Genomic DNA, 21,486 nt, shown 5'->3' on the forward strand with positions numbered 1-21,486 from the left:
TATTACAAAAGTAATCACTTTAAAGAAAGCTACAAATAGTTACCCCCAAGAAATTGCGGGTGAGCCCCCATCAGCCTGTAACAGACTTTAAGCTGTATAAAAAAAACGAGCTAATTCTTTTTATAGAACCACTCGCCACTGCATCAGAAAAGCCAAAAGGCTTTTCCATAATACCTCAAATTTCCTGAAAACCAATCTTCTTTTTACCTAAAAACCTCTTACCTATTGTTATCCTTTTACCTTCTATTAAAAACTTATCCTATTGAACTAAACTAAAAAACTTTTAATACCTTAAATTATCTAATCTAATACCTTTTTAATATTTTCTTTATACCTTTTATAAACTAACAGCAATTTCTCAACTGCTTTGCAAAGGTACGAATATTTTTCGTGTGCGCAAACGGTTTTGTATTTTATAACACTTCCACAGGTTATAAATCTTTCACATCATTCAATGTAACTAACTTATTTACAATAGCATAAATAGTTAAACCAGCAGCACTATGTATTTGCAATTTTTTGCTAATATTCCTCCGGTGTGTGATAACAGTATGAATCGACAAGAACAGCTTTTCCGCTATCTCCTTATTCGTCATCCCCTTCACCACACAGATGACGATTTCTTTTTCCCGCTGACTAAGCGTATCCTGATTATCCACCTCTTCTTCTTCAGAAGCCACATTCAATAAACCGGCAATTTTCTTAGAAAGAATATCCAAATCATCGAATATTGAAATAGACTCATCATACTTACCCAATAGTGAAGCATCTACAAAAGAAGTGACCAGGGCTATTATACGTATCCTTTTACCAGATATTTCCTCCCGGAATTTAGCAACATCAAAATAATCGCCAAAAGCAGGATTGACAATCAGCATCTCGGGACATTGCGTTCGGACACAATCGTGTAATGCTTCAACAGACAACAATTCTATCGGTTGCACTTTTACGTTGGGAAGACGCTTCAACGCAGCAGTCAACCCACCACGAATAATTACAGAAGTTTCTGCAATAGCAATTCGAACGACCTCATTATTTTTCATTTTCCCTCATCCTCCTTTCCAAATTCAGAATAGCAGGAACAAAAATATAATCCTCCACTTTGCAATGAGATTCCAATCCGGCTTCGCAAGCATATATATCAAAAAGAGCCGCATTCAGAAGATTCTCATTTGCCTTGGCGGGACAATATTTTATAATGATATTTTTTAGTTCTGTCAACTTCTCCCCTACCTGATCGTGATGTTTGGAAAAGGTGCTGATCTGGTAGTTTTTGGGAGCATTTCCCTTTATCAATGAATCGACATACTTAAAGACGGTTTTCTCTTCATAATCCATGTGCTTACGCACTTCCCGTGTATATTCGTCAAAGAACTTGAGAATAAGAAAAGCCACGTCGTCCTGCGAACAGTCGATTGCCTCGATCAGTTTACGACGAATAGCCGGAAGAGAAAAATCAAGAAAATAAATATGCGCCTGCCGCAGATAATCAATCAATGCAGGTATGGAAATATCATCCTTATCCCCATTGAGCCGGGAAAAGCCTTCGGTCATAAAGTTGACTACAATCAGAAAGGTCCGGCAGTCCACTCCATTTAACTCACAAACTTCTTTGACTGTTTTGTCACCAAATCCCAACGAAAGTCCAAAACGGCTCATCACTTGCAACAAAGAATAATTATCGCTGATGAGATCGATCATCTTATCAGTTGACTTGTATTTCTGTAAATTATCCATCATACCTATGTATATTAGAGATTGCAAAGAAACGGAATATTTTGCTGAAATACAATCATCATTTATAGGTATTTTATGCCCTCATTCGTTAGCAAATACTAATTATATGCTACTATTTTGTGGCACAACTTTAGGCAAGCTAGTCTTTTTTTAGTAATTTTGTCGCTATCTATTTGTAATTAGTAACTCGTAATTTTATATTTAATAAAATGGCAAACGAACTCGAACTGAAATACGGCTGCAACCCTAATCAAAAGCCTGCCCGTATCTTCATGAAAGAAGGAGAACTCCCCATCGAAGTATTGAATGGACGTCCCGGTTATATCAATCTGCTGGATGCGTTCAACAGTTGGCAATTAGTGAAAGAACTAAAAGAAGCTACCGGACTGCCGGCTGCCGCGTCTTTTAAACATGTCAGCCCTGCGGGTGCTGCCGTTGCGGTAGAAATGAGCGACACGCTGAAAAAGATTTATTTCGTAGATGACATGAAGCTGTCCCCATTGGCCACAGCATACGCACGTGCACGTGGCGCAGACCGTATGTCATCTTACGGAGATTTCATCGCATTGTCCGACACTTGCGACGAAGAAACAGCACGTATTATCAACCGTGAAGTGTCCGACGGCGTAATTGCCCCCGACTACACAACCGAAGCGCTGGAAATTCTGAAGAATAAAAGAAAAGGGACTTACAATGTAATAAAGATAGATCCCGCATACCGTCCGGCCCCTATCGAACACAAAGATGTATTCGGAGTAACTTTCGAACAAGGAAGAAATGAATTAAAAATTGATGAGAGTCTTTTGAAAGAGATGCCTACGCAAAACAAAGAAATCCCTGCTGATGCAAAACGTGACTTAATCATTGCCTTAATCACTTTAAAATATACGCAATCCAATTCGGTATGTTATGCCAAAGACGGACAGGCGATCGGTATTGGTGCAGGTCAACAGTCACGTATCCACTGCACGCGTCTGGCAGGAAACAAAGCGGATATCTGGTATTTACGCCAACATCCGAAAGTGATGAACTTGCCATGGATTGAGAAAATCCGTCGTGCAGATCGTGACAACACAATTGACGTTTACATCTCGGAGGATTATGACGATGTATTGGCAGACGGTGTTTGGCAACAGTTCTTCACAGAAAAGCCGGAAGTGCTGACACGTGAAGAAAAACGGGCATGGCTGGATACAATGACAGGCGTAGCTTTAGGATCAGACGCATTCTTCCCATTCGGAGATAATATAGAACGCGCACATAAGAGTGGCGTCAGCTACATTGCACAACCGGGTGGCTCCGTACGTGATGACCATGTGATTGAAACTTGCGACAAATACAATATGGCAATGGCATTTACAGGCATCCGCTTGTTCCACCATTAAAAAATATCGACTATTTTTTATTCCATACATCCCCATTTATAATGAGAAGGAGACAAATCTTCCATTATAAATGGGGATTTCCTATTTCTTCAAGACCCTCTATCTTTGCAGCGTTACATTAAAAACGAATCAAAGATGAATAAAATTGGTGTATTTTATGGTTCCACAACCGGAACAACAGAAGACCTTGCCCGCCGAATTGCAGAAAAATTAGATGTACCCTCGGCACATGTATTTGATGTTTCCAAACTAACAGAGGCATTAGTCAATGAATATGACGTATTGGTGCTCGGCTCTTCTACCTGGGGAGCAGGCGAACTTCAGGACGACTGGTATGATGGAGTAAAAGTTTTAAAAAAATGCGATTTATCTCATAAGTCTGTAGCCCTGTTCGGTTGCGGCGACTCTGACTCGTATAGCGACACTTTCTGTGACGCAATAGGTATTCTTTATGAAGACTTGAAAGATACCCATTGTAAATTCTGTGGAGCAACAGACACCGCAGGCTACACATTCGACTCTTCTATCGCTGTTGTAAACGGCAAGTTTGTAGGGCTTCCGCTTGACGAAGTCAATGAAGACAATAAGACAGACGAACGTATCAGCGCATGGGTTGAACAAGTGAAACAAGAAATCAGCTAATTTTACCTTAACATAAAAAGAATACTTTGCATCATGGCAACTGAAAGAATCATCCCCGGCGAAATCCGGATTTTTCTTAATCACATTTATGAGTTTAAGAAAGGCGTACGCAACATGGTACTTTATACAATGAGTAAAGAGCACGAAGAATTTGCCATCCGCCGATTGAAAAATCAAAAGATCAGTTATATGATACAGGAAGTAGGCAACAATAAAATCAACCTGTTCTTTGGAAAGCCTGAATGTATGGAAGCCATGCGGCATATCATCATTCGCCCCTTAAATCAACTGACAGCCGAGGAAGACTTTATTTTGGGGGCCATGCTGGGATATGACCTCTGCCAGCAGTGCAAACGGTATTGCAGCAAAAAAGAAGGTATAAAGATGGCAGTTTAAGCAATAACCTTAGCATAAGTTTAGCTTTGTTTGTATCTAGTTTGTCTTGAGTCGGATCGTTTCTGAAAAGAGCAATTTCCTGATGGTAGATATATCCAAAAAGACTGGTTGTGAAGGAAACGATTCACTCAAATACAAACAAAAGCGATGATGAAATAAACAAGAAGGACAACTCTACACATTAACAACAGGCAAAGGTATATATCAGTAAAAATTACCACACTAATATATACCTTTGTCTTTTTTATTCTCTCAAAACTTATCTTTCTTTTACTCTTTAGTCTCAAATTACCTACATATACTGAATTTAAGAAATAACTATGCCTAGTATTAGGTATTGCCACATTTTTTAACCTCATCTAACTTTGCAACCGATAAAATTATTAAAAAGATGAGAAAAATAACCGCAATCGTTATTCTATGCCTCCTGCCTTCTCTTTCAAATTCAGCACAGGAGACAAAAGAAATTTCCAAAAATAGTAATTCTTCTTCTACAGAAGATTATACTAAATTCCGTTTTGGTGGATATGGTGAAATGGTCGCTAATTTTAAAGATTATGGCATCAACCGTTTCTATGGAGGAAACGATGGTAATCCAAAGAAAAACAGGAATACCATTTCAATCCCCCGTTTCGTTTTAGCTTTTGATTATAAGTTTAATTCCAAATGGATACTCGGTGCAGAGATTGAGTTTGAATCCGGTGGAACAGGTACAGCTTTCGAATTAGAAAACACCGAAAACGGTGAATACGAAACCGAAGTTGAAAAAGGAGGAGAAGTGGCTATTGAGCAATTTCACATCACACGTTTGATTCATCGCTCCCTCAACGTGCGTACCGGACATATTATTGTTCCGGTAGGACTGACCAACGCACACCATGAACCGATCAATTTCTTCGGAACTTCACGTCCGGAGGGTGAAACCACCCTTCTGCCCTCTACCTGGCATGAAAATGGTTTGGAAATCTTTGGTTCCTTTGGAAAAGGTTATGCCAGTTTTGACTACCAAGCTATGGTTGTAGCAGGTCTGAACCCTAACGGATTCGATCGCAATACATGGGTAGGCAGTGGTAAACAGGGAATTTTTGAAGAAGATAATTTCACTTCTCCCGCATATGTATTCCGCTTGGACTATAAAGGAGTTCCCGGCTTACGTGTAGGTGCCTCATTCTATTATTGCGCAGATGCAGGAGCCAATTCCGACAAGGAACAGACTTATTCAAGCTATGGAAAAATTCCGGTAAGAATCTTCACCGCAGATGCACAATATCGCAATAAATATGTAACGGCACGTGGTAATATTTTATATGGAAATTTAGGAAACTCTTTGGGAGTGAGCCAAGCAAATGTCAAGTTATCCAATAAATCACCGTACAGTCGTCTGGCACCGGTAGCTAAGAATGCTGTAAGCTATGCAGCAGAAGCCGGTATCAATATCCGCTCAGTCTTCGGAGGCAATAAAAAGATTCCGGTTATCTATCCATTTGCCCGCTATGAATACTACAATCCACAAGAAAAAGGAGAAAAAGGGCAAACGATGGAAAAACGCTGCCAAGTAAGTATGTGGACAGCGGGATTAAATTGGTATGCGTTGCCAAACTTAGTGATAAAAGCTGACTATGCCACCCGTCAGATTGGTACCAACAAAGTTTTTGGCGTTTCAAAAGCATATAACAGTGAAAACGAATTTTCCATTGGAATAGCCTATATAGGATGGTTTATCAAGAAATAACAAATAATCAATTATTTAATTTTTATATGATGAAAACAAAATTCTTTTATGTTGCAGCCCTCATATGGGGATTAGCATTTACAACTACTTCTTGTAGCAGTGACGATGACAACCCGACAGTAGATCCTGCTAACATCGATTACACTTCTGAAAACGCATCAAGCTGGCATAACTACATGAGAAATGTAGCAGCACTTTTAAAAACAGATGCAACCAATCTTTATAACGCATGGAACTCAAGTTATAAAGGAGGCGACAGTTATGCTTCTCTCTTTAAGGCTCATAACGGTTCTCCTTATGCAAGTGCATTGAGCTGTGTAGAAGAAATCGTAGATAAATGCGCGGAAATTGCCAACGAAGTCGGTACCGCCAAGATTGGTGATCCGTACAACTTATACAAAGCGGGAAATACAGAAGAAGCATTGTACGCTGTGGAATCCTGGTACAGCTGGCATTCACGTGATGATTATACAAACAACATTTACTCCATCCGGAATGCGTATTACGGTTCTTTAGACGGCAGTATAAATGCTAACTCTTTATCAACTGTAGTCGCCGGTGTTAATCCATCCTTAGATACTAATGTAAAGAATGCCATTCAAAAAGCGGCAAAAGCCATTCAGGATATTCCGCAACCTTTCCGTAATCATATACCCAGTAATGAAACAGTAGCAGCAATGGATGCTTGTGCCGAACTGGAAAGTATATTGAAGAATGACTTAAAATCTTATATTGCCAATAATGCCAACAACATCAATACCGACGCCGTACTGAATCCTGTGGTAATGCAATATGTAGATGCAGTAGTAGTACCTACCTATAAAAGCTTGAAAGAAAAGAACGATGCTCTCTACAATGCAGTAATAGCTCTTGCAGACAACCCGTCAAATAGCGCTTTCGATAAAGCCTGTGAAGCTTGGATCACCGCACGTGAGCCATGGGAAAAGAGCGAAGCCTTCTTGTTCGGTCCGGTAGACGAGATGGGACTTGATCCTAACATGGACAGCTGGCCTTTAGACCAGAATGCCATCGTGCAAATTCTGAATTCTCAAAGCTGGAGTGATCTTGAATGGAATGAAAATGATGATGAAGCCGCTGTTGAGTCGGCACAGAATGTACGCGGTTTCCACACATTAGAATTCCTTCTCTACAAAAACGGTGAACCACGTAAAGTACAATAAAGACTTATCTTAGCTAAGATATTATTGAGAAGTAAAGGTTGGAAGTCAATCATCCACCTTTACTTCTTTGGTATGTTTAAAACATATTATTGAAATAAAGTCAATAAACAATGAATCACTTTCTAAAATATTCATTCTCTATTTTTTGCCTGTTGGCATGCTCAGCCTGTGATGACGACGGAATTGGCGTATTGGATATCGAAATCCCGGAAGGCTATGCCCTGTCAGCCGGAACATCAACCATTTTCTTGAGTTCATCCGTTGCTTATGATACGCCTGCAGATTGGATAACAGGAGCATATGACGTACGCTTCACCCGAGGCGACAGGCTATATGACGATGTACGTACAAGCAACAACGGGCATGGTGGCGGTCTCGGACCTGTTTATGCCGGTTACTCGTGCGGCAGCTGCCACCGGAATGCAGGGCGCACTAAACCCTCTTTATGGACAGAGGGCGGATCGGGCAGCTATGGTTTCTCCTCCATGCTGGTTTACATATCCCGTAAGAACGGAGCTTTCTTTCAGGATTATGGCCGTGTGCTTCATGACCAGGCAATCTACGGAGTACAACCGGAAGGCAAACTATCCGTAGAATACACTTACGAAACATTTTCTTTCCCTGATGGAGAAGCCTACACGCTTTGCAAACCGCAGTATAGCATATCCGAATGGTATGCCGAAGAGATCAAACCGGAAGATTTGTTTTGCACCGTACGTATTCCATTACGTCACGTAGGTATGGGACAGATGATGGCATTAGATCCCATTGAAATTGAAGCACTCGCAGCAAAAAGCAATTATCCCGAATATGGAATCAGCGGACGATGTAATTACATCACCGAACGGGGAGTAAGATGTCTGGGATTGTCCGGCAACAAAGCCCAACATGCCGATTTAACGGTAGAGTTAGGATTCTCCAGTGATATGGGTGTTACCAACAGCCGCTATCCGGAAGAAATCTGCGAAGGACAAACGCAAGTCAACCAAGGCAGCATGATGGGACTTTCTTATGACCAGTTGGATGTCAGCACAGAAGAGATGGAAAATGTAGATCTCTATATGCAGAGTCTCGGCGTACCCGCCCGGCGTAATATAAACGATCCGCAAGTAATCAAAGGGGAACAAAACTTTTATAAAGCCAAATGTCATCTTTGTCATGTGACGACCCTGCATACCAAACCACGCGGTACTGTGTTATTAAACAATACCCAACTCCCGTGGCTGGGCGGTCAGACCATTCACCCTTATTCCGATTATCTGTTACACGACATGGGTTCGGAAATTATGGGAGTCGGCCTGAATGACAACTACGTAAGCGGCCTGGCACGTGGAAACGAATGGCGCACTACCCCTCTTTGGGGAATTGGCCTGCAAGAAAAGGTCAACGGGCATACTTATTTCCTACATGACGGCCGTGCCCGCAATCTGACAGAAGCTATCATGTGGCATGGCGGAGAAGGAGAAGCATCGAAGAACTTATTTAAAAACATGAGTAAAGAAGACCGCGATGCGCTGATCGCATTTTTAAATTCACTTTAAACTAAAAGTAGTATATACAAAGCAATTATGAAGAAATTTATAATCATTGCCATGCTGACTGCCATCATGCCTTTGGCTGCAATGGCGCAACATGAAGAAGATACAGAAAATGGTGTAGTATCATTGGCTGGAAGAGAAGGATTCACGATCGAAACCAAGAAGGGAGATTTCGTATTCAAACCCTATCTGCTCGTACAAACCAGTGCAAACTTCAATTGGTACGGCGATGAAGGACTAGATAAGGCATATAATCAGGATAACATAGCCAACTCCGGTTTTTCCGTTCCTTACGCTGTACTCGGGTTCACCGGAAAGGCTTTCGATAAAGTATCTTTCAACCTTTCCATCAATGCGGCAGCCAGCGGAGGCGCATTACTTCAACAGGCATGGTTTGATGTTCAGCTGAAAAAGCAATTTGCCATCCGGGTCGGTAAATTCAAGACTCCGTTCTCACATGCCTATCTGACAACACTGGGAGAAACATTGTTACCCAATTTACCAGTATCACTCACTGCTCCCGTTATCCTCCCCTACTCCTTGAATGCGGTAACACCTAACATTGGCACCGGATTCGATTTAGGGGTAGAGATTCACGGTTTAGTGGCTGACAAATTCGGGTATGAAATCGGTCTATTCAATGGTACGGGCGCTTCTGTCAACACCGCGACAAAGACATTCAGCGATGACTGGCACATTCCGTCTTTACTGTATGCCGGACGTTTCACTTATATGCCGAAGGGAGTGATGCCTGCCACACAGGGAAATCCGAACAGGCTGAATGAAGACAAAATTATGTTTGGTATTTCTACTTCTATTAATGTAGAAAGTGAAAATGAAAGTACCAATGATTATCGTGCGGGATTAGAGTTTGCAATGCTAAAAAACAAACTTTATCTGGGTGCTGAAGTTTATTATATGAATGTAGGTTTTACAAAAAGACAAAAGATTTCCGAGTCATATAATTACCTGGGCGGTTATGTACAAGGTGGTTATTTTATAGCTCCCCGCCTGCAGGCAGCCGCACGTTATGATTTCTTCAATCGTAACGGAATGGACACCAATGGTTTCCTGAATATGCCAGCCGTAGGCATGAACTATTTCTTCAAAAACTGCAACTTGAAGTTACAAGCTATGTACCAGTATATTGCCCGCAAAGGTCATGACACCCAACTCGATCGGGATAACGATGATTTAGGTTTGGCAGTACATTCGGCCAGTATTCTACTTCAATATACATTCTAAATAGCACAAGAAAGGATTTGTTTATGAAAAAATACATTCTTTTCGGTGGCTGTCTACTGTTATTGGCATATATCACGTCATGTGATGACGGACGTATTTATGAAAAAACAGAGACCCTGTCAGAAGAAGGACGCACATTGAGAATGAGCGGAAGAATCAGTGGTATCAATAAATGGCCCGATGGTTATAGTGTTGTAGTGGCAGGCTTCAGTGATGAGAGCGAGTATGCCGTTGTCACAAAAACAATTCCGGCGGTCGAAAATGATGAGATTCAGGTAACCATGACAGGAGTCAGTGACAAAGTAACCACTATTGAGTTATGCGTTATTAATAGATTAAGAAAACGAGTAATCAGCTTTCGGTCAATGGACGATCTTACGGCAGTTGACGACACTATTCTTATGGATGTGGGAACTGTGGATGCAGGTATGTATCATGGCATTCAGGAAAAAGTATTTAATACTACATGTGCCCACTGTCATGGTGGAGGTAGTTCGGCAGCAGGCAACCTGTATCTGACAGAGGGCAAAAGCTATGAGGCACTCGTCAACCATCCGTCAAAGAAAGTAGACGGTATGTTACTTGTCAAGCCAGGCAGTGCACAAGAAAGTGTATTGCATACATTATTGAATACCACTATTAGTTCAACTTGGGGATACGATCACTCTAAAGAAATACTGTCATCCCCTATTTTGACCCTTATTGACGATTGGATCAATAACGGCGCACAAGAATAAATAGTTATTATACAATTGATATGAACAACAAAAAACAACAGAATATTCAGTCTGAAAAGACACTAACAGAGATTTTTAAATACAATGCAGGAGGAGAAGCTTCAGAGTATCACATCATCATTCATTCTACTAAACCGGAAGATACATACGAAGAACAACTGAATGCAGTATTAAACACTTACGACTATTTACTTACCCAAGAACTGAAAGGAGCAGTCGCCATCCTCAAACGCTATTTCTTAAGTGACGCCGCCAATCAGGCAGATACACTATTGGCATTGACAACTGAAGGTTCGGGCTGCACACTTTCCATTGTGGAACAGCCCCCGCTGGACGGAACCAAGATTGCCTTATGGGTCTATCTGTTGACTGACGTACAGACGCAAGTCCTGCATAACGGGCTTTTCGAGGTGAAGCACAGTGCCTACCGCCACTTTTGGGGTGGTAGCGCATTCAATCGTGCCGCCAATTCGGAATACCAGACCCGCCTGTTATTGAACGACTATGTGATGCAACTCATGGAGCAAGGTTGCAGACTGGCGGACAATTGTATCCGCACATGGTTCTTTGTACAAAATGTAGACGTGAATTATGCCGGAGTAGTGAAAGCGCGTAATGAAGTTTTCGTTACCCAAAACCTGACAGAAAAAACACATTACATTTCCAGCACCGGTATCGGCGGTCGCCATGCCGATCCGAAAGTACTGGTACAAATGGATACTTATGCCGTAGCAGGATTACAACCGGAACAGATTCATTTTCTCTATGCACCTACCCACCTGAATCCGACTTATGAATATGGAGTAAGTTTTGAACGTGGCACGTATGTAGATTATGGCGACCGCCGCCAGATATTTATTTCGGGTACGGCAAGCATCAACAACAAAGGCGAAGTGGTATATCCCGGCAACATTCGCAAACAGACAGAACGGATGTGGGAAAATGTGGAAACCCTGCTAAAAGAAGCAGAATGCACTTTTGAAAATTTGGGACAAATGATTGTATATTTGCGTGATATAGCCGACTATGCAGTCGTTAAAGCAATGTATGACCAACGTTTCCCACACACTCCCAAAGTATTTGTTCATGCTCCGGTATGTCGCCCCGGATGGTTGATTGAGATGGAATGTATGGGAGTGAAAGAATGTAAGAACAAGGGGTACGCTCCATTTTAAATCATAAAAGATTATACCGTTGAAAAGGTTACTTATTATCTTATATATCTGTCTGGTGGGACTACTCGCTGCAGCTACTTTTGTAGAGCAAGCGTATGGGACAGATTTTGTAGAGAGAAATATATATCATACATGCTGGTTTTGTTGTTTGTGGGGAGTTATTGCCGCAATTGCACTTGTTGCTCTCATCCGACGTGCTTTATGGCGACGGTTCCCCATATTGTTGTTTCATGGCTCCCTCCTCGTTATCCTGGTGGGGGCCATGATTACGTTTACCGGCAGTAAAAAAGGATACGTACATTTACTGCCGGGAGTGACGGCAGGTAGTTTTCAGGAGTCGGAAAGCGGAAGAGAAGCAGACCTGCCATTCACAATACAGCTGGATAGTTTTCGTATAGCATACTATCCCGGAACTGAAGCTCCGGCAGACTACATCAGTTATATCACCTACTCTCTTCCCGGACAAAAAGATGTTCTGTCACACGAACAGATTTCAATGAACCGTATATTTACATTACAAGGTTTCCGTTTCTATCAGTCATCTTTCGATGATGATGGAAAAGGGAGTTGGCTGACTGTCAATTATGACCCGTGGGGTACGGGAGTTACGTATGCAGGATATGTTCTGCTCGGTATCTCCATGATCTGGTTATTATTTTCCCGCTATGGCGATTTCCGACGCCTGCTAAGTCACCCGCTACTGAAAAAAGGAGGTGTATTTCTATTGTTCCTCTTCTGTCTTGCAGGTAGTATGCAAGCACAAAAAAAACTTCTCCCGGCACTGAAACGGGTACAAGCAGACAGTTTGGCACAAGAACAGGTCATTTATCACGACCGAGTAGTACCATTCAATACATTGGCGCGCGATTTCATTCAGAAATTGACAGGCAAAGCTTCATATAAAGGTTTGACGCCTGAACAGGTAATTGGTGGCTGGCTACTCTATCCGGAAGTATGGAGAAATGAACCATTGATATACATCAAAAATACAGAGTTGCAGCATTTGCTAAACTTACAGACACCTTACGCCCGATTAACCGATTTATTTGACGGTCCGGTCTACCGTCTTCAGAAAACCTGGCAACAAGAACAGGGAAAAGGTAGCAAACTCGCCAAAGCCATCCAAGAAACGGACGAAAAAGTGGGATTGATCCTGATGCTGGAAAAAGGAACATTCATTCAGCCATTACCCACTGATGGCAGCGTGCAACCACTCTCCGAACTGGAAATAAAAGCCGAACTACTCTACAACCGGATTCCGTTCAGCAAGATTCTTTTTATGATTAATCTATCATTGGGAGTATTGTCTTTCCTGCTTCTGCTTCAGTACAGCCTGCGAAGAAGGGTACTCTCACCGAAAGCCAAAGCGATTACCCGCACAGCAGGAGCGTTCTTTTCTGTTGCGCTCTATCTTGCTTTCATATTCCATTTAGCAGGATATTGCCTACGTTGGTATATTGGCGGACGCATTCCACTTAGCAACGGTTACGAAACCATGCAGTTTATGGCACTCTGCATCCTCTTGGTAGCCTGCCTGCTCCATCGAAGATTCTCATTCGTACTTCCATTCGGATTCTTGCTCTCCGGCTTTGCGTTGTTAGTCTCTTATCTGGGACAAATGAATCCGCAGATAACGCCATTAATGCCGGTGCTCGTCTCTCCGTGGTTAAGCATTCATGTTTCATTGATTATGATGTCTTATGCCCTATTGGCATTTATCATGCTAAACGGAATACTGGCATTATGTCTCCGAAAAAAAGAGCCGGAAAACAATGTCTCTGAAAATGACGACAGACAAGATAACCGGATAGAACAGTTGACGCTAGTCAGCCGTTTGCTACTCTATCCTGCGACGTTCTTTTTAGGGGCAGGCATCTTTTTGGGAGCAGTCTGGGCAAACGTTTCCTGGGGAAGATACTGGGCGTGGGACCCGAAAGAAGTATGGGCGCTGATTACCTTCCTTGTATATGGAGCAGCCTTCCATTCACAAAGCCTGCGCATTTTCCGCAAGCCTTTATTTTTCCATATTTATATGATTCTTGCTTTCCTTACAGTCTTAATGACTTATTTCGGAGTGAATTATGTTCTTGGCGGGATGCATAGTTATGCAAACTCCTGAACCACCATACATAAGAATCGGCCGAAGTGATTCACCCGCATTTCTTTTATTTGGTTGTTAAGTTGAAAAAACATTAATGTATTCATTTTGGAATATGAATAGATGATGTATTCTAAAAGAGGTAAAGAGGGTGCACTTCACAAAAGGATACCCTCTTTTACCCATCCAGTTTCACACACGTGCGTGCACCTCATGTTTCAACCACGCACCCGGCAGCATTTCTTTTTCACCTTTTTCATTCACCAGTTCCATCTGCAATACACCTCCGTTACAATCGAAGTAACGAACCTCTATCGGATGCAATCCGGCTTTCAATGCCTTCTGCACAATAATCTCTACCGATGAGTGTGCACCGTCATTATCTCCCAGCAATTCACCGTCAAGCGTCAATGTACTACCGTCATCCGATAGAAGGGCAAAGGTGTAAATACCATCAGCGGGAACTTCCAGATAACCGGTCATCACCAAACCGATATTTCCTTTCACCTCTTCGGGGATAGATACCGATTCTACCACATATTCCCCTTTTACCGGAGCCGAATCAATGTCTGCACAAAGATTACCGCGGAAGTCATGCCATACAGCTTTCAAGCCGGGCTGCAAGGCAGCCGGAGCAGTCACCGCCTCCGCATAAGGAGCCTTTACATATTTAGTACGCGCCACATCCGAAGGAGAACCATCGGGACGAAAGGTACGGAAAGCGAAATCGGTAGTCTCCGTCACGTCCAGAGCACCATTATAAAGAGCGGATTCCTTGGTAGGCATACTGCCGTCTGTCGTATAGCGTATTTCAGTACCGGGCAACGGGCAAGTTAAGTCAACCGTTGTTTCATCGATAAATGCATTCACTTTATAGAATCCCTGCAAATCGGGCACCCGATAATTTATCCTCATCACATCCATCCGTTTAAACTGCGGAACAAGCTGACGATAAAACTCTTCGAGGCTTGGTTTAGCAACCGGCTCTGCCCAGGCTATTTCGCTCAATGCAATCATGCGGGGAACAATCAGGTATTCAATGCGTTTCATAGTCGGAATCCATTCAGCCCAGAGATTAGCCTGTACACCCCAGATATATTTCTTCTGTTCCGGTGATAACCGTTCATCTGCACACGGATCGTACGCCAGTATTTTCTTTACTGAATTCTGATCCTGCGCATAATCGAAATAGAAATATTCATTCGGACAAGCAATCACTTTCTGCTTTTGCGCGGTCGCCGTAGGCAACGCGTCTTTCGCCCAACTTCTCCACCATGTAATAGCGGCATCGGAAGATAATCCGTCGGCTACCACTTCATCCCAGCCGATGAGTTTCTTTCCGTTGGCGAGGAAAAATTTCTCTATGTCACGTACAAACCATGCCTGAAGCTCTTCTACCGAACCCAACTTCTTCGTACGGATACGTTTCTGACAGAGAGGGCATTTCTTCCAGTTGGCTTTTTCCACTTCATCACCACCCATGTGCACATATTCATAAGGGAAAAGTTCGAAAACTTCTTTGAACACATTCCGGCAGAATTCCAGTGTCGCATCTTTACCCGGACAGATAGGAGAAGAGAAGATTTCTCCCCATCCGATTAGTCCGTCGCATGCCAACTCCGGATATTGACTGATAGCCGCGAGAAAATGCCCCGGCATATCAATCTCGGGAATGACATCGATTCCTCTTTGTGCAGCATAGGCCACTATTTCTTTGATATCATCGTGAGTATAATAACCTCCATACAGCGTATCTCCTTCCACAATGCGTATCTTATTTTGCGGAATCAGGAAATCGGTATTATCTTCTTCTTTCGCACGTGCCATGCAGGTACGGTCGTGCTTATTAAACTTACGCCAAGCTCCTTTTTCGGTAAGCAGCGGGTATTTCTCAATCTCTATACGCCAGCCCTGATCGTCAGACAAATGCCAGTGGAATTTATTGAGTTTATACAAAGACATCAGATCCAATACATGCTTCACCTCATTCTTATTCCAGAAGTGACGGGAAGCATCCAGCATAAACCCACGCCATTCAAAACGGGGTGCATCTTCTATTTGCACAACAGGGATTGAATAAGTTTGTTTTTCTCCCTGCACTTCTATCGCTGCAGGAAGCAGCTGGCGAATAGTAGTAATCGCAGAAATGATGCCTGAATAGTCACTAGCCTCTATCTGGATATATTCCGGCGTAGACTGAAGCCTATAAGAACCGGGCTTGCCACCGGTATCTTTCAACTGAAAATACATATCTACCTGATCCTTATCAGTAGTGACTTCCACAGAAGTTGATATGACATTGCGGAGAATCTCCTGCAGGTATCCGACTGCCGGAAATAACGACTGATCGGACACTCCAATCTTCATTCCATCTTTTAAAACAAACGAGCCCGACTGCTCGGTCAGACTAACGGGGGTAGGTAAGATTGCAATCTCTTGCTTGACGGTGGGCGTACAAGAAGAAAAAACACAAACTGATACAATGAGTAAAGAGCTACTTAGTTTTTTAAACATGCGGTTAACTATTTAATAAATGATTTGTCCTGTTTTTAATTGACCATCTATATATAATACAACTAAAACATATAAACTACTAAAAGACCGGGAAAAGTTTTTTTGCGACTTGACACCACAGACTCCTATAAATGTTTATCTTTGCTAGCCAATCGCAATCAAACAATTAATTATAAAGAGTCACTTCAATGTCAAGAGAGAACATCTTAATCAAAACCTCATGGATTAGCACCATTGGCAATGCAATCCTGTCCGCATCAAAAATCATCATCGGTTTATGGGCCGGTAGTTTGGCGGTAGTGGGCGACGGTATCGACTCGGCAACCGACGTCGTTATCTCTATCGTTATGATTTTTACGGCACGCCTCATCAACCGTCCTCCTTCAAAGAAATATGTATTTGGTTATGAGAAAGCGGAAGGCATCGCGACAAAGATTCTGTCACTGGTGATATTTTATGCCGGTATGCAAATGCTGATATCTTCCATTCAAAGCATCTTTTCAGATGAAGTGAAAGAGATACCATCGGCTATCGCTATCTATGTGACTATATTCTCTATTGTCGGCAAACTGATGCTGGCTTCGTACCAGTACAAACAGGGAAAGAAAATAGACAGTTCCATGCTGACGGCGAATGCGATAAATATGCGTAATGATGTTGTCATCTCGGCCGGAGTTTTATTAGGGTTGATTTTTACTTTTATATTCAAATTGCCGATACTCGATTCGATAACGGGATTGATAATCAGCCTCTTTATCATCAAGTCGTCCATTGGTATTTTTCTCGACTCGAATGTGGAGCTTATGGATGGCGTGAAGGATGTCAATGTGTATAATAAGATATTCGAAGCTGTCGAGAAAGTGCCGGGAGCAAGTAATCCGCACCGGGTCAGGTCGAGAATGATAGGAAACCGGTATATAATTACGCTCGATATAGAGGTGAATCCGCAGATAACGATTACACAAGCGCATGAGATTGCCGGGGCGGTGGAGAAAAGTATTGAAAGCTCGATAGATAATGTCTATGATATTCTGGTGCATGTGGAACCTGCCGGGGAGTGTCAGACGGATGAGAAATTCGGGGTAGACAAGGATATGGTGTGACACGTGAAAATCTTCGGCAACAAAGAAAGCTATTCCGCTTCTTTTTCTTAACTTTGCATTCATCGTTCACATTTTAATAAAAATTTGATATGGAAGGAACATTCAGGCGCTATCCTATCGGGATACAGGACTTTGAACAGTTGCGCAACAATAAATACATCTATGTTGATAAAACTGCATTGATTTATCAACTCGTAAGTACAAACACTGTTTATTTCTTGAGTCGTCCCCGTCGTTTCGGAAAGAGCCTGCTCATCTCTACGCTCGAAGCCTATTTTCTGGGAAAGAAAGAACTTTTCAACGGACTTGACATGGAGCAGTTGGAGAAAGACTGGACAGTGTATCCGGTGCTACATATCGACTTTAGCGGCAGTAAATATATGGAAGCAGAGTCACTTCGCGCATCTATCAATGTTCAGCTGTTACTTTGGGAAAACATCTACGGACGTCAGGAAGGCGAAGACACATTTAGTTTACGTCTGGAAGGTATCATCCGCCGCGCTTATGAGCAAACCGGGCAGCAGGTTGTCGTATTAGTGGACGAATATGACGCCCCGATGCTGGACAGTAACAATAACCATGAGTTGCAGCATGAGATTCGTGGTATCATGCGCGACTTCTTCAGCCCCTTAAAAAAGTCAGGTAAATATCTTCGCTTCCTCTTCCTGACGGGCATCAGCAAATTCAGCCAGATGAGCATATTCAGCGAACTTAACAATCTTCAGAACGTCAGCATGAGCGACAATTACAGCACTATCTGCGGTATCACCGAACAGGAACTGCTGACGCAGATGAAAATTGATGTCGAACAGATGGCACAAGCCAACGATGAAACGTATGAAGAGGCGTGCGCCCACTTGAAGAAGCAATATGACGGATATCATTTCAGTAAATCCTGTGTGGATGTGTACAATCCTTTCAGCCTGATTAATGCTTTTGCCCAAAAGAGTTATGAGAACTACTGGTTTTCTACCGGTACCCCTACCTTTCTGATAGAACTCCTGCAACAAATGAACTTTGACATCCGGCTGCTCGACCGTATGGACGCCAAGCCGGAAGACTTCGACAAGGCTACGGATTGTCTCACCGACCCTATTCCGGTGCTCTACCAAAGCGGTTATCTCACAATCAAGTCGTACGATGCTTTCTTTCGTACCTATACATTAGGCTACCCGAACGAGGAAGTAAGAATCGGCTTTATCGAGTCGCTCATCCCTTCTTATCTTTACCAACCTACGCGCGAAAGCAACTTTTATGTAGTGTCCTTTGTGCGTGATTTAATGAAGGGAAACCTTGAATCTTGCCTTGAACGCACCCGGTCTTTCTTCGCCTCTATTCCGAACGACCTGAACAACAAAGAGGAAAAACATTATCAAACCATATTCTATCTTCTGTTCCGCTTGATGGGACAATATGTGGATACCGAAGTCAAAAGCGCTGTCGGACGAGCGGACGTGGTTATCAAAATGCAGGATGCCATTTATGTACTTGAATTTAAAATGGACGGCACCGCGGAAGAGGCTTTGGCACAAATTAACAGCAAAGGGTATGCGATTCCTTATGAGGCAGACCACAGGAAAGTAGTGAAGGTCGGCATCAACTTCGACAGTACCACGAGAACAATTGGAGACTGGAAAATCGAAACGGATTAACAGCGTACGCCACTTGCTTGAAGTAGACAAGGATATGGTGTGACACGTGAAAAAGGCACCAGTTGCTCTCGTCTGTGAGTAACTGCTGCCTTTTTGCGTGTTCTGTGCTGTCGTAGCCGGGAAATTAGGGTGTATTGCCACAGCTTGCTGTGGTGCGTTTCCCTAACTTGTTGTGGCATGCTCTCCTTGCCTGCTGTGGCATGCTCCCCTAGCCTGCTGCGGCACGTCTCCCCAGCCTGCTGCGGCACACATCCCTTTCCGCCGTTCCGGTTTTACGTATTCAATAGGCTGTTGCTTTGATACGCAGCTTGATGGCATTTTCGGCTGTATCCAGTACCAGTTCGCAGTTTTCAGAGGTTACAGAACTATCGGCGACGTCCATTTCCAATGAGGTGATTTTCTCAAGATCGAGTTGGGTTAAGGTGTATCCGTCTCCTTTCACCACCGTGAATCCACCTTCGGGGAAATAGGATGGCTGCATACTCCATTGAGCCACAAACGTCAGTTTGTACGGGTTGGCAAGTGCTTTGGTCAGAGTCATCGGCATCAGTGTGCTTGCGTTATCATAGGAGAACATAAGCTCGGCGTTCTCCCATGTCCCCCCTTTGTAGAAGAAGCTGCCGCCTTCATCACTGTTATATTTATTTGTTTGCAATACGATTCTCCCGTTCACGGAAGAACCTTCATCCATAATAAGCTGGCATCCCTCAAAGACATAAACAGCCCGGCCGGTAGGATTATCAAGCTTTGCCCCGCTGCCAAGTATCAACTTCGTATTCGTCGGATAAAGCGCTATCACACAATTTGAGTCATCAGTGGTATTCATCTTGATATTGCTGAGTTTCAGGGTGGTTGATTCTATAGTGACGACATCTGATTCTGAGCCTGTTACATTAGACAAAGTAAATCCACCGCCATCCAGTTCGATATACCGGTGCGGGTCTGAAGTCTCTCCATAGCAGAGTTCGAGTTCAAACCCTGCCCCCAGCCTGATTTTCGTAGGGCTATCGGGGTTGCTGGAAGCATCTTCGAACGCAACTTGTAGTTGCTCGGGAGCATTGATAATTACAGCATCCGATACCGTTACGACACAGGTTGCCGACTTACCGCCTGCCGTTGCCGTGACGGTGGCGGTTCCTTCGGTCAGGGCGTTCACTTTCCCGTTTTGGTCTACGGTAACCACGGTGGTCTTATCGCTGCTCCATGTCACGGTGTTTTCCGTTGCGCTGGCAGGAGTTACGGTGGCGGTCAGTGTTTCCGAGCTGTTGGAATTCAGCAGGAGTGTTTCCTTGTCAAGGGTGATTTTCTCTACCGGTGTAGAGTTGTCTTTGTCGTCGCCGCCGCAGGCGGTTACCAACGTTGCTGCCACAAGGCAGAGGAAAAAGATTCTTAGTTGTTTCATGCGTCTTTCTGTTTTCTTTAAAAGGGTAAATTATGAAAGGCTACCGCTTTTTTTGTTTGCCATGAGGGCGGATACGCTGTCTGCAGCCGGACTGTCCGCCCTCATTCGTGACCTGCTTCTTTATGCAGCCGGGTCGGGGGCTTCACCTCCTCCGGGGATTTCAGGGTCGGGCGCTTCGCCGCCGCCACCGCCGCCACCCGCGTTTTCGTCACCCAGCAGAATCGGGAAACGGTAAGAGCGTGGCGTTTTCAATGCCTTGTTGCTTCCGCTATATTGTGTCGTGATGCTTAGCGCATAGAGCTTTCCGGCTTCTATGGCAGGTAGCATGATGGTGAGTTGTGACGGTGCGTTGTGAACGATGACGGACACTTTCAACGGGACGGCTCCCTCTTCGTCTTTGGTGAGATAGATGCCGACCGAAGGGTCGTCACCGAGGATTTTAATGTTGCTTCCGCTGATAACGGCAGGACCGCCGGAAGTGATGACCTGGCTGATACTCTTCGTCACGGAGTCGGTGATGGAGTTGATGACCGGCCCCGTCTGTGCCAGCCCGTTGCAGATTACTTTTACGGCTTTGAGCTGGTCGCGCAGCAGTTGTCCCGGTGTGTAGGACACACCGAGCGAGTGCTTCGTGGCGTCAAACTGGGCGTTCTCCCCGAGGAACGAACCGCGTACGGTGACGATGTACTGTCCCACACCGTCTACCACACTCTTCCCTTCGGCGATGGCTTCCACCTTCTTCTGGTCGGCAAGGTCGAGGATGTTCTCGATGGTTTCCTGCCGGTACTCGGTACGCTCCTTGATGATGCGTGCTGCGATTTCTTTGTTGTGCAGACTGCCTGTGATGCGTGCGCGTCCGGTGTAGTCGCCTTTTTGCTCGGTCATGATGTTGTCGTAAAGGTCAACATTGAGCGTGATTTTTTCGTTTGTTGCCATGATAATGATTGTT

17 protein-coding genes are annotated in these 21,486 nt (G+C 43.6%); 12 read left to right on the top strand and 5 right to left on the bottom strand.

What is annotated here, in order from left to right; genetic code table 11:
• Window positions 1–431: 431 nt before the first annotated feature.
• Window positions 432–1,043, bottom strand: a complete 612-nt coding sequence (locus tag KTR06_RS12420; RefSeq protein ID WP_120070647.1) for a LuxR C-terminal-related transcriptional regulator — start codon at window positions 1,041–1,043, stop codon at window positions 432–434.
• Window positions 1,033–1,737 (bottom strand): hemerythrin domain-containing protein, encoded by a 705-nt coding sequence (locus KTR06_RS12425; RefSeq protein WP_120070650.1) that lies wholly within the window; start codon window positions 1,735–1,737, stop codon window positions 1,033–1,035. Before KTR06_RS12425 ends, KTR06_RS12420 begins: the two co-directional genes overlap by 11 nt.
• 209 nt (window positions 1,738–1,946) lie before the next feature.
• Here KTR06_RS12425 and KTR06_RS12430 point away from each other — a divergent pair, with 209 nt between their 5' ends.
• The 10 genes from KTR06_RS12430 (at window position 1,947) to ccsA (ending at window position 13,887) form a co-directional block, all read left to right on the top strand.
• A complete protein-coding gene (locus tag KTR06_RS12430; protein WP_008640643.1) occupies window positions 1,947–3,122 on the top strand; it encodes a phosphoribosylaminoimidazolecarboxamide formyltransferase in 1,176 nt (391 codons plus the stop codon).
• 135 nt (window positions 3,123–3,257) lie between these two features.
• Window positions 3,258–3,764 carry a flavodoxin FldA gene (gene fldA, locus KTR06_RS12435; protein WP_117684302.1) on the top strand — a complete coding sequence of 169 codons (507 nt, stop codon included), beginning with the start codon at window positions 3,258–3,260 and terminating at the stop codon, window positions 3,762–3,764.
• Window positions 3,765–3,797: 33 nt separating this feature from the next.
• Entirely contained in the window at window positions 3,798–4,160 is a 363-nt protein-coding gene (locus KTR06_RS12440) for a DUF2023 family protein (RefSeq protein ID WP_117684301.1), read from the top strand.
• 391 nt (window positions 4,161–4,551) lie between these two features.
• Window positions 4,552–5,892, top strand: a complete 1,341-nt coding sequence (locus KTR06_RS12445) for a hypothetical protein (RefSeq protein ID WP_118407765.1) — start codon at window positions 4,552–4,554, stop codon at window positions 5,890–5,892.
• Between the two features lie 26 nt (window positions 5,893–5,918).
• The gene (locus KTR06_RS12450; protein ID WP_008640647.1) at window positions 5,919–7,073 is read left to right on the top strand and encodes an imelysin family protein; all 1,155 of its coding nucleotides are present in this window, start codon (window positions 5,919–5,921) and stop codon (window positions 7,071–7,073) included.
• Between the two features lie 110 nt (window positions 7,074–7,183).
• Window positions 7,184–8,614 carry a di-heme oxidoredictase family protein gene (locus KTR06_RS12455; protein WP_008640649.1) on the top strand — a complete coding sequence of 477 codons (1,431 nt, stop codon included), beginning with the start codon at window positions 7,184–7,186 and terminating at the stop codon, window positions 8,612–8,614.
• 27 nt (window positions 8,615–8,641) lie between these two features.
• Window positions 8,642–9,856 (top strand): porin, encoded by a 1,215-nt coding sequence (locus KTR06_RS12460; protein WP_217290381.1) that lies wholly within the window; start codon window positions 8,642–8,644, stop codon window positions 9,854–9,856.
• A 23-nt stretch (window positions 9,857–9,879) separates the two neighbouring features.
• Complete coding sequence (locus tag KTR06_RS12465; protein WP_008640651.1) at window positions 9,880–10,593, top strand: cytochrome c; 714 nt, start codon at window positions 9,880–9,882, stop codon at window positions 10,591–10,593.
• Window positions 10,594–10,613: 20 nt separating this feature from the next.
• The gene (locus KTR06_RS12470) at window positions 10,614–11,768 is read left to right on the top strand and encodes a Rid family hydrolase (protein ID WP_008640652.1); all 1,155 of its coding nucleotides are present in this window, start codon (window positions 10,614–10,616) and stop codon (window positions 11,766–11,768) included.
• Between the two features lie 19 nt (window positions 11,769–11,787).
• Window positions 11,788–13,887: a cytochrome c biogenesis protein CcsA gene (gene ccsA / locus KTR06_RS12475; protein ID WP_008640653.1), complete on the top strand. Its 2,100-nt coding sequence runs from the start codon at window positions 11,788–11,790 to the stop codon at window positions 13,885–13,887.
• 171 nt (window positions 13,888–14,058) lie between these two features.
• On the opposite strand, the gene KTR06_RS12480 is transcribed toward ccsA, so the two are convergent.
• Window positions 14,059–16,380, bottom strand: a complete 2,322-nt coding sequence (locus KTR06_RS12480) for a family 20 glycosylhydrolase (RefSeq protein WP_217290382.1) — start codon at window positions 16,378–16,380, stop codon at window positions 14,059–14,061.
• A 188-nt stretch (window positions 16,381–16,568) separates the two neighbouring features.
• Here KTR06_RS12480 and KTR06_RS12485 point away from each other — a divergent pair, with 188 nt between their 5' ends.
• A complete protein-coding gene (locus KTR06_RS12485; RefSeq protein WP_008022898.1) occupies window positions 16,569–17,483 on the top strand; it encodes a cation diffusion facilitator family transporter in 915 nt (304 codons plus the stop codon).
• Between the two features lie 89 nt (window positions 17,484–17,572).
• The gene (locus tag KTR06_RS12490; RefSeq protein ID WP_217290383.1) at window positions 17,573–19,135 is read left to right on the top strand and encodes an ATP-binding protein; all 1,563 of its coding nucleotides are present in this window, start codon (window positions 17,573–17,575) and stop codon (window positions 19,133–19,135) included.
• 280 nt (window positions 19,136–19,415) lie between these two features.
• On the opposite strand, the gene KTR06_RS24500 is transcribed toward KTR06_RS12490, so the two are convergent.
• Both KTR06_RS24500 and KTR06_RS12505 read right to left on the bottom strand, forming a co-directional pair.
• The gene (locus KTR06_RS24500; protein WP_227236521.1) at window positions 19,416–20,537 is read right to left on the bottom strand and encodes an Ig-like domain-containing protein; all 1,122 of its coding nucleotides are present in this window, start codon (window positions 20,535–20,537) and stop codon (window positions 19,416–19,418) included.
• 120 nt (window positions 20,538–20,657) lie between these two features.
• Window positions 20,658–21,473 (bottom strand): DNA-binding domain-containing protein, encoded by an 816-nt coding sequence (locus tag KTR06_RS12505; RefSeq protein ID WP_004312541.1) that lies wholly within the window; start codon window positions 21,471–21,473, stop codon window positions 20,658–20,660.
• Window positions 21,474–21,486 lie beyond the last annotated feature (13 nt).

Origin of the sequence: Bacteroides sp. MSK.20.12, assembly GCF_019052435.1 — a bacterium.
GTDB lineage: Bacteria > Bacteroidota > Bacteroidia > Bacteroidales > Bacteroidaceae > Bacteroides > Bacteroides xylanisolvens.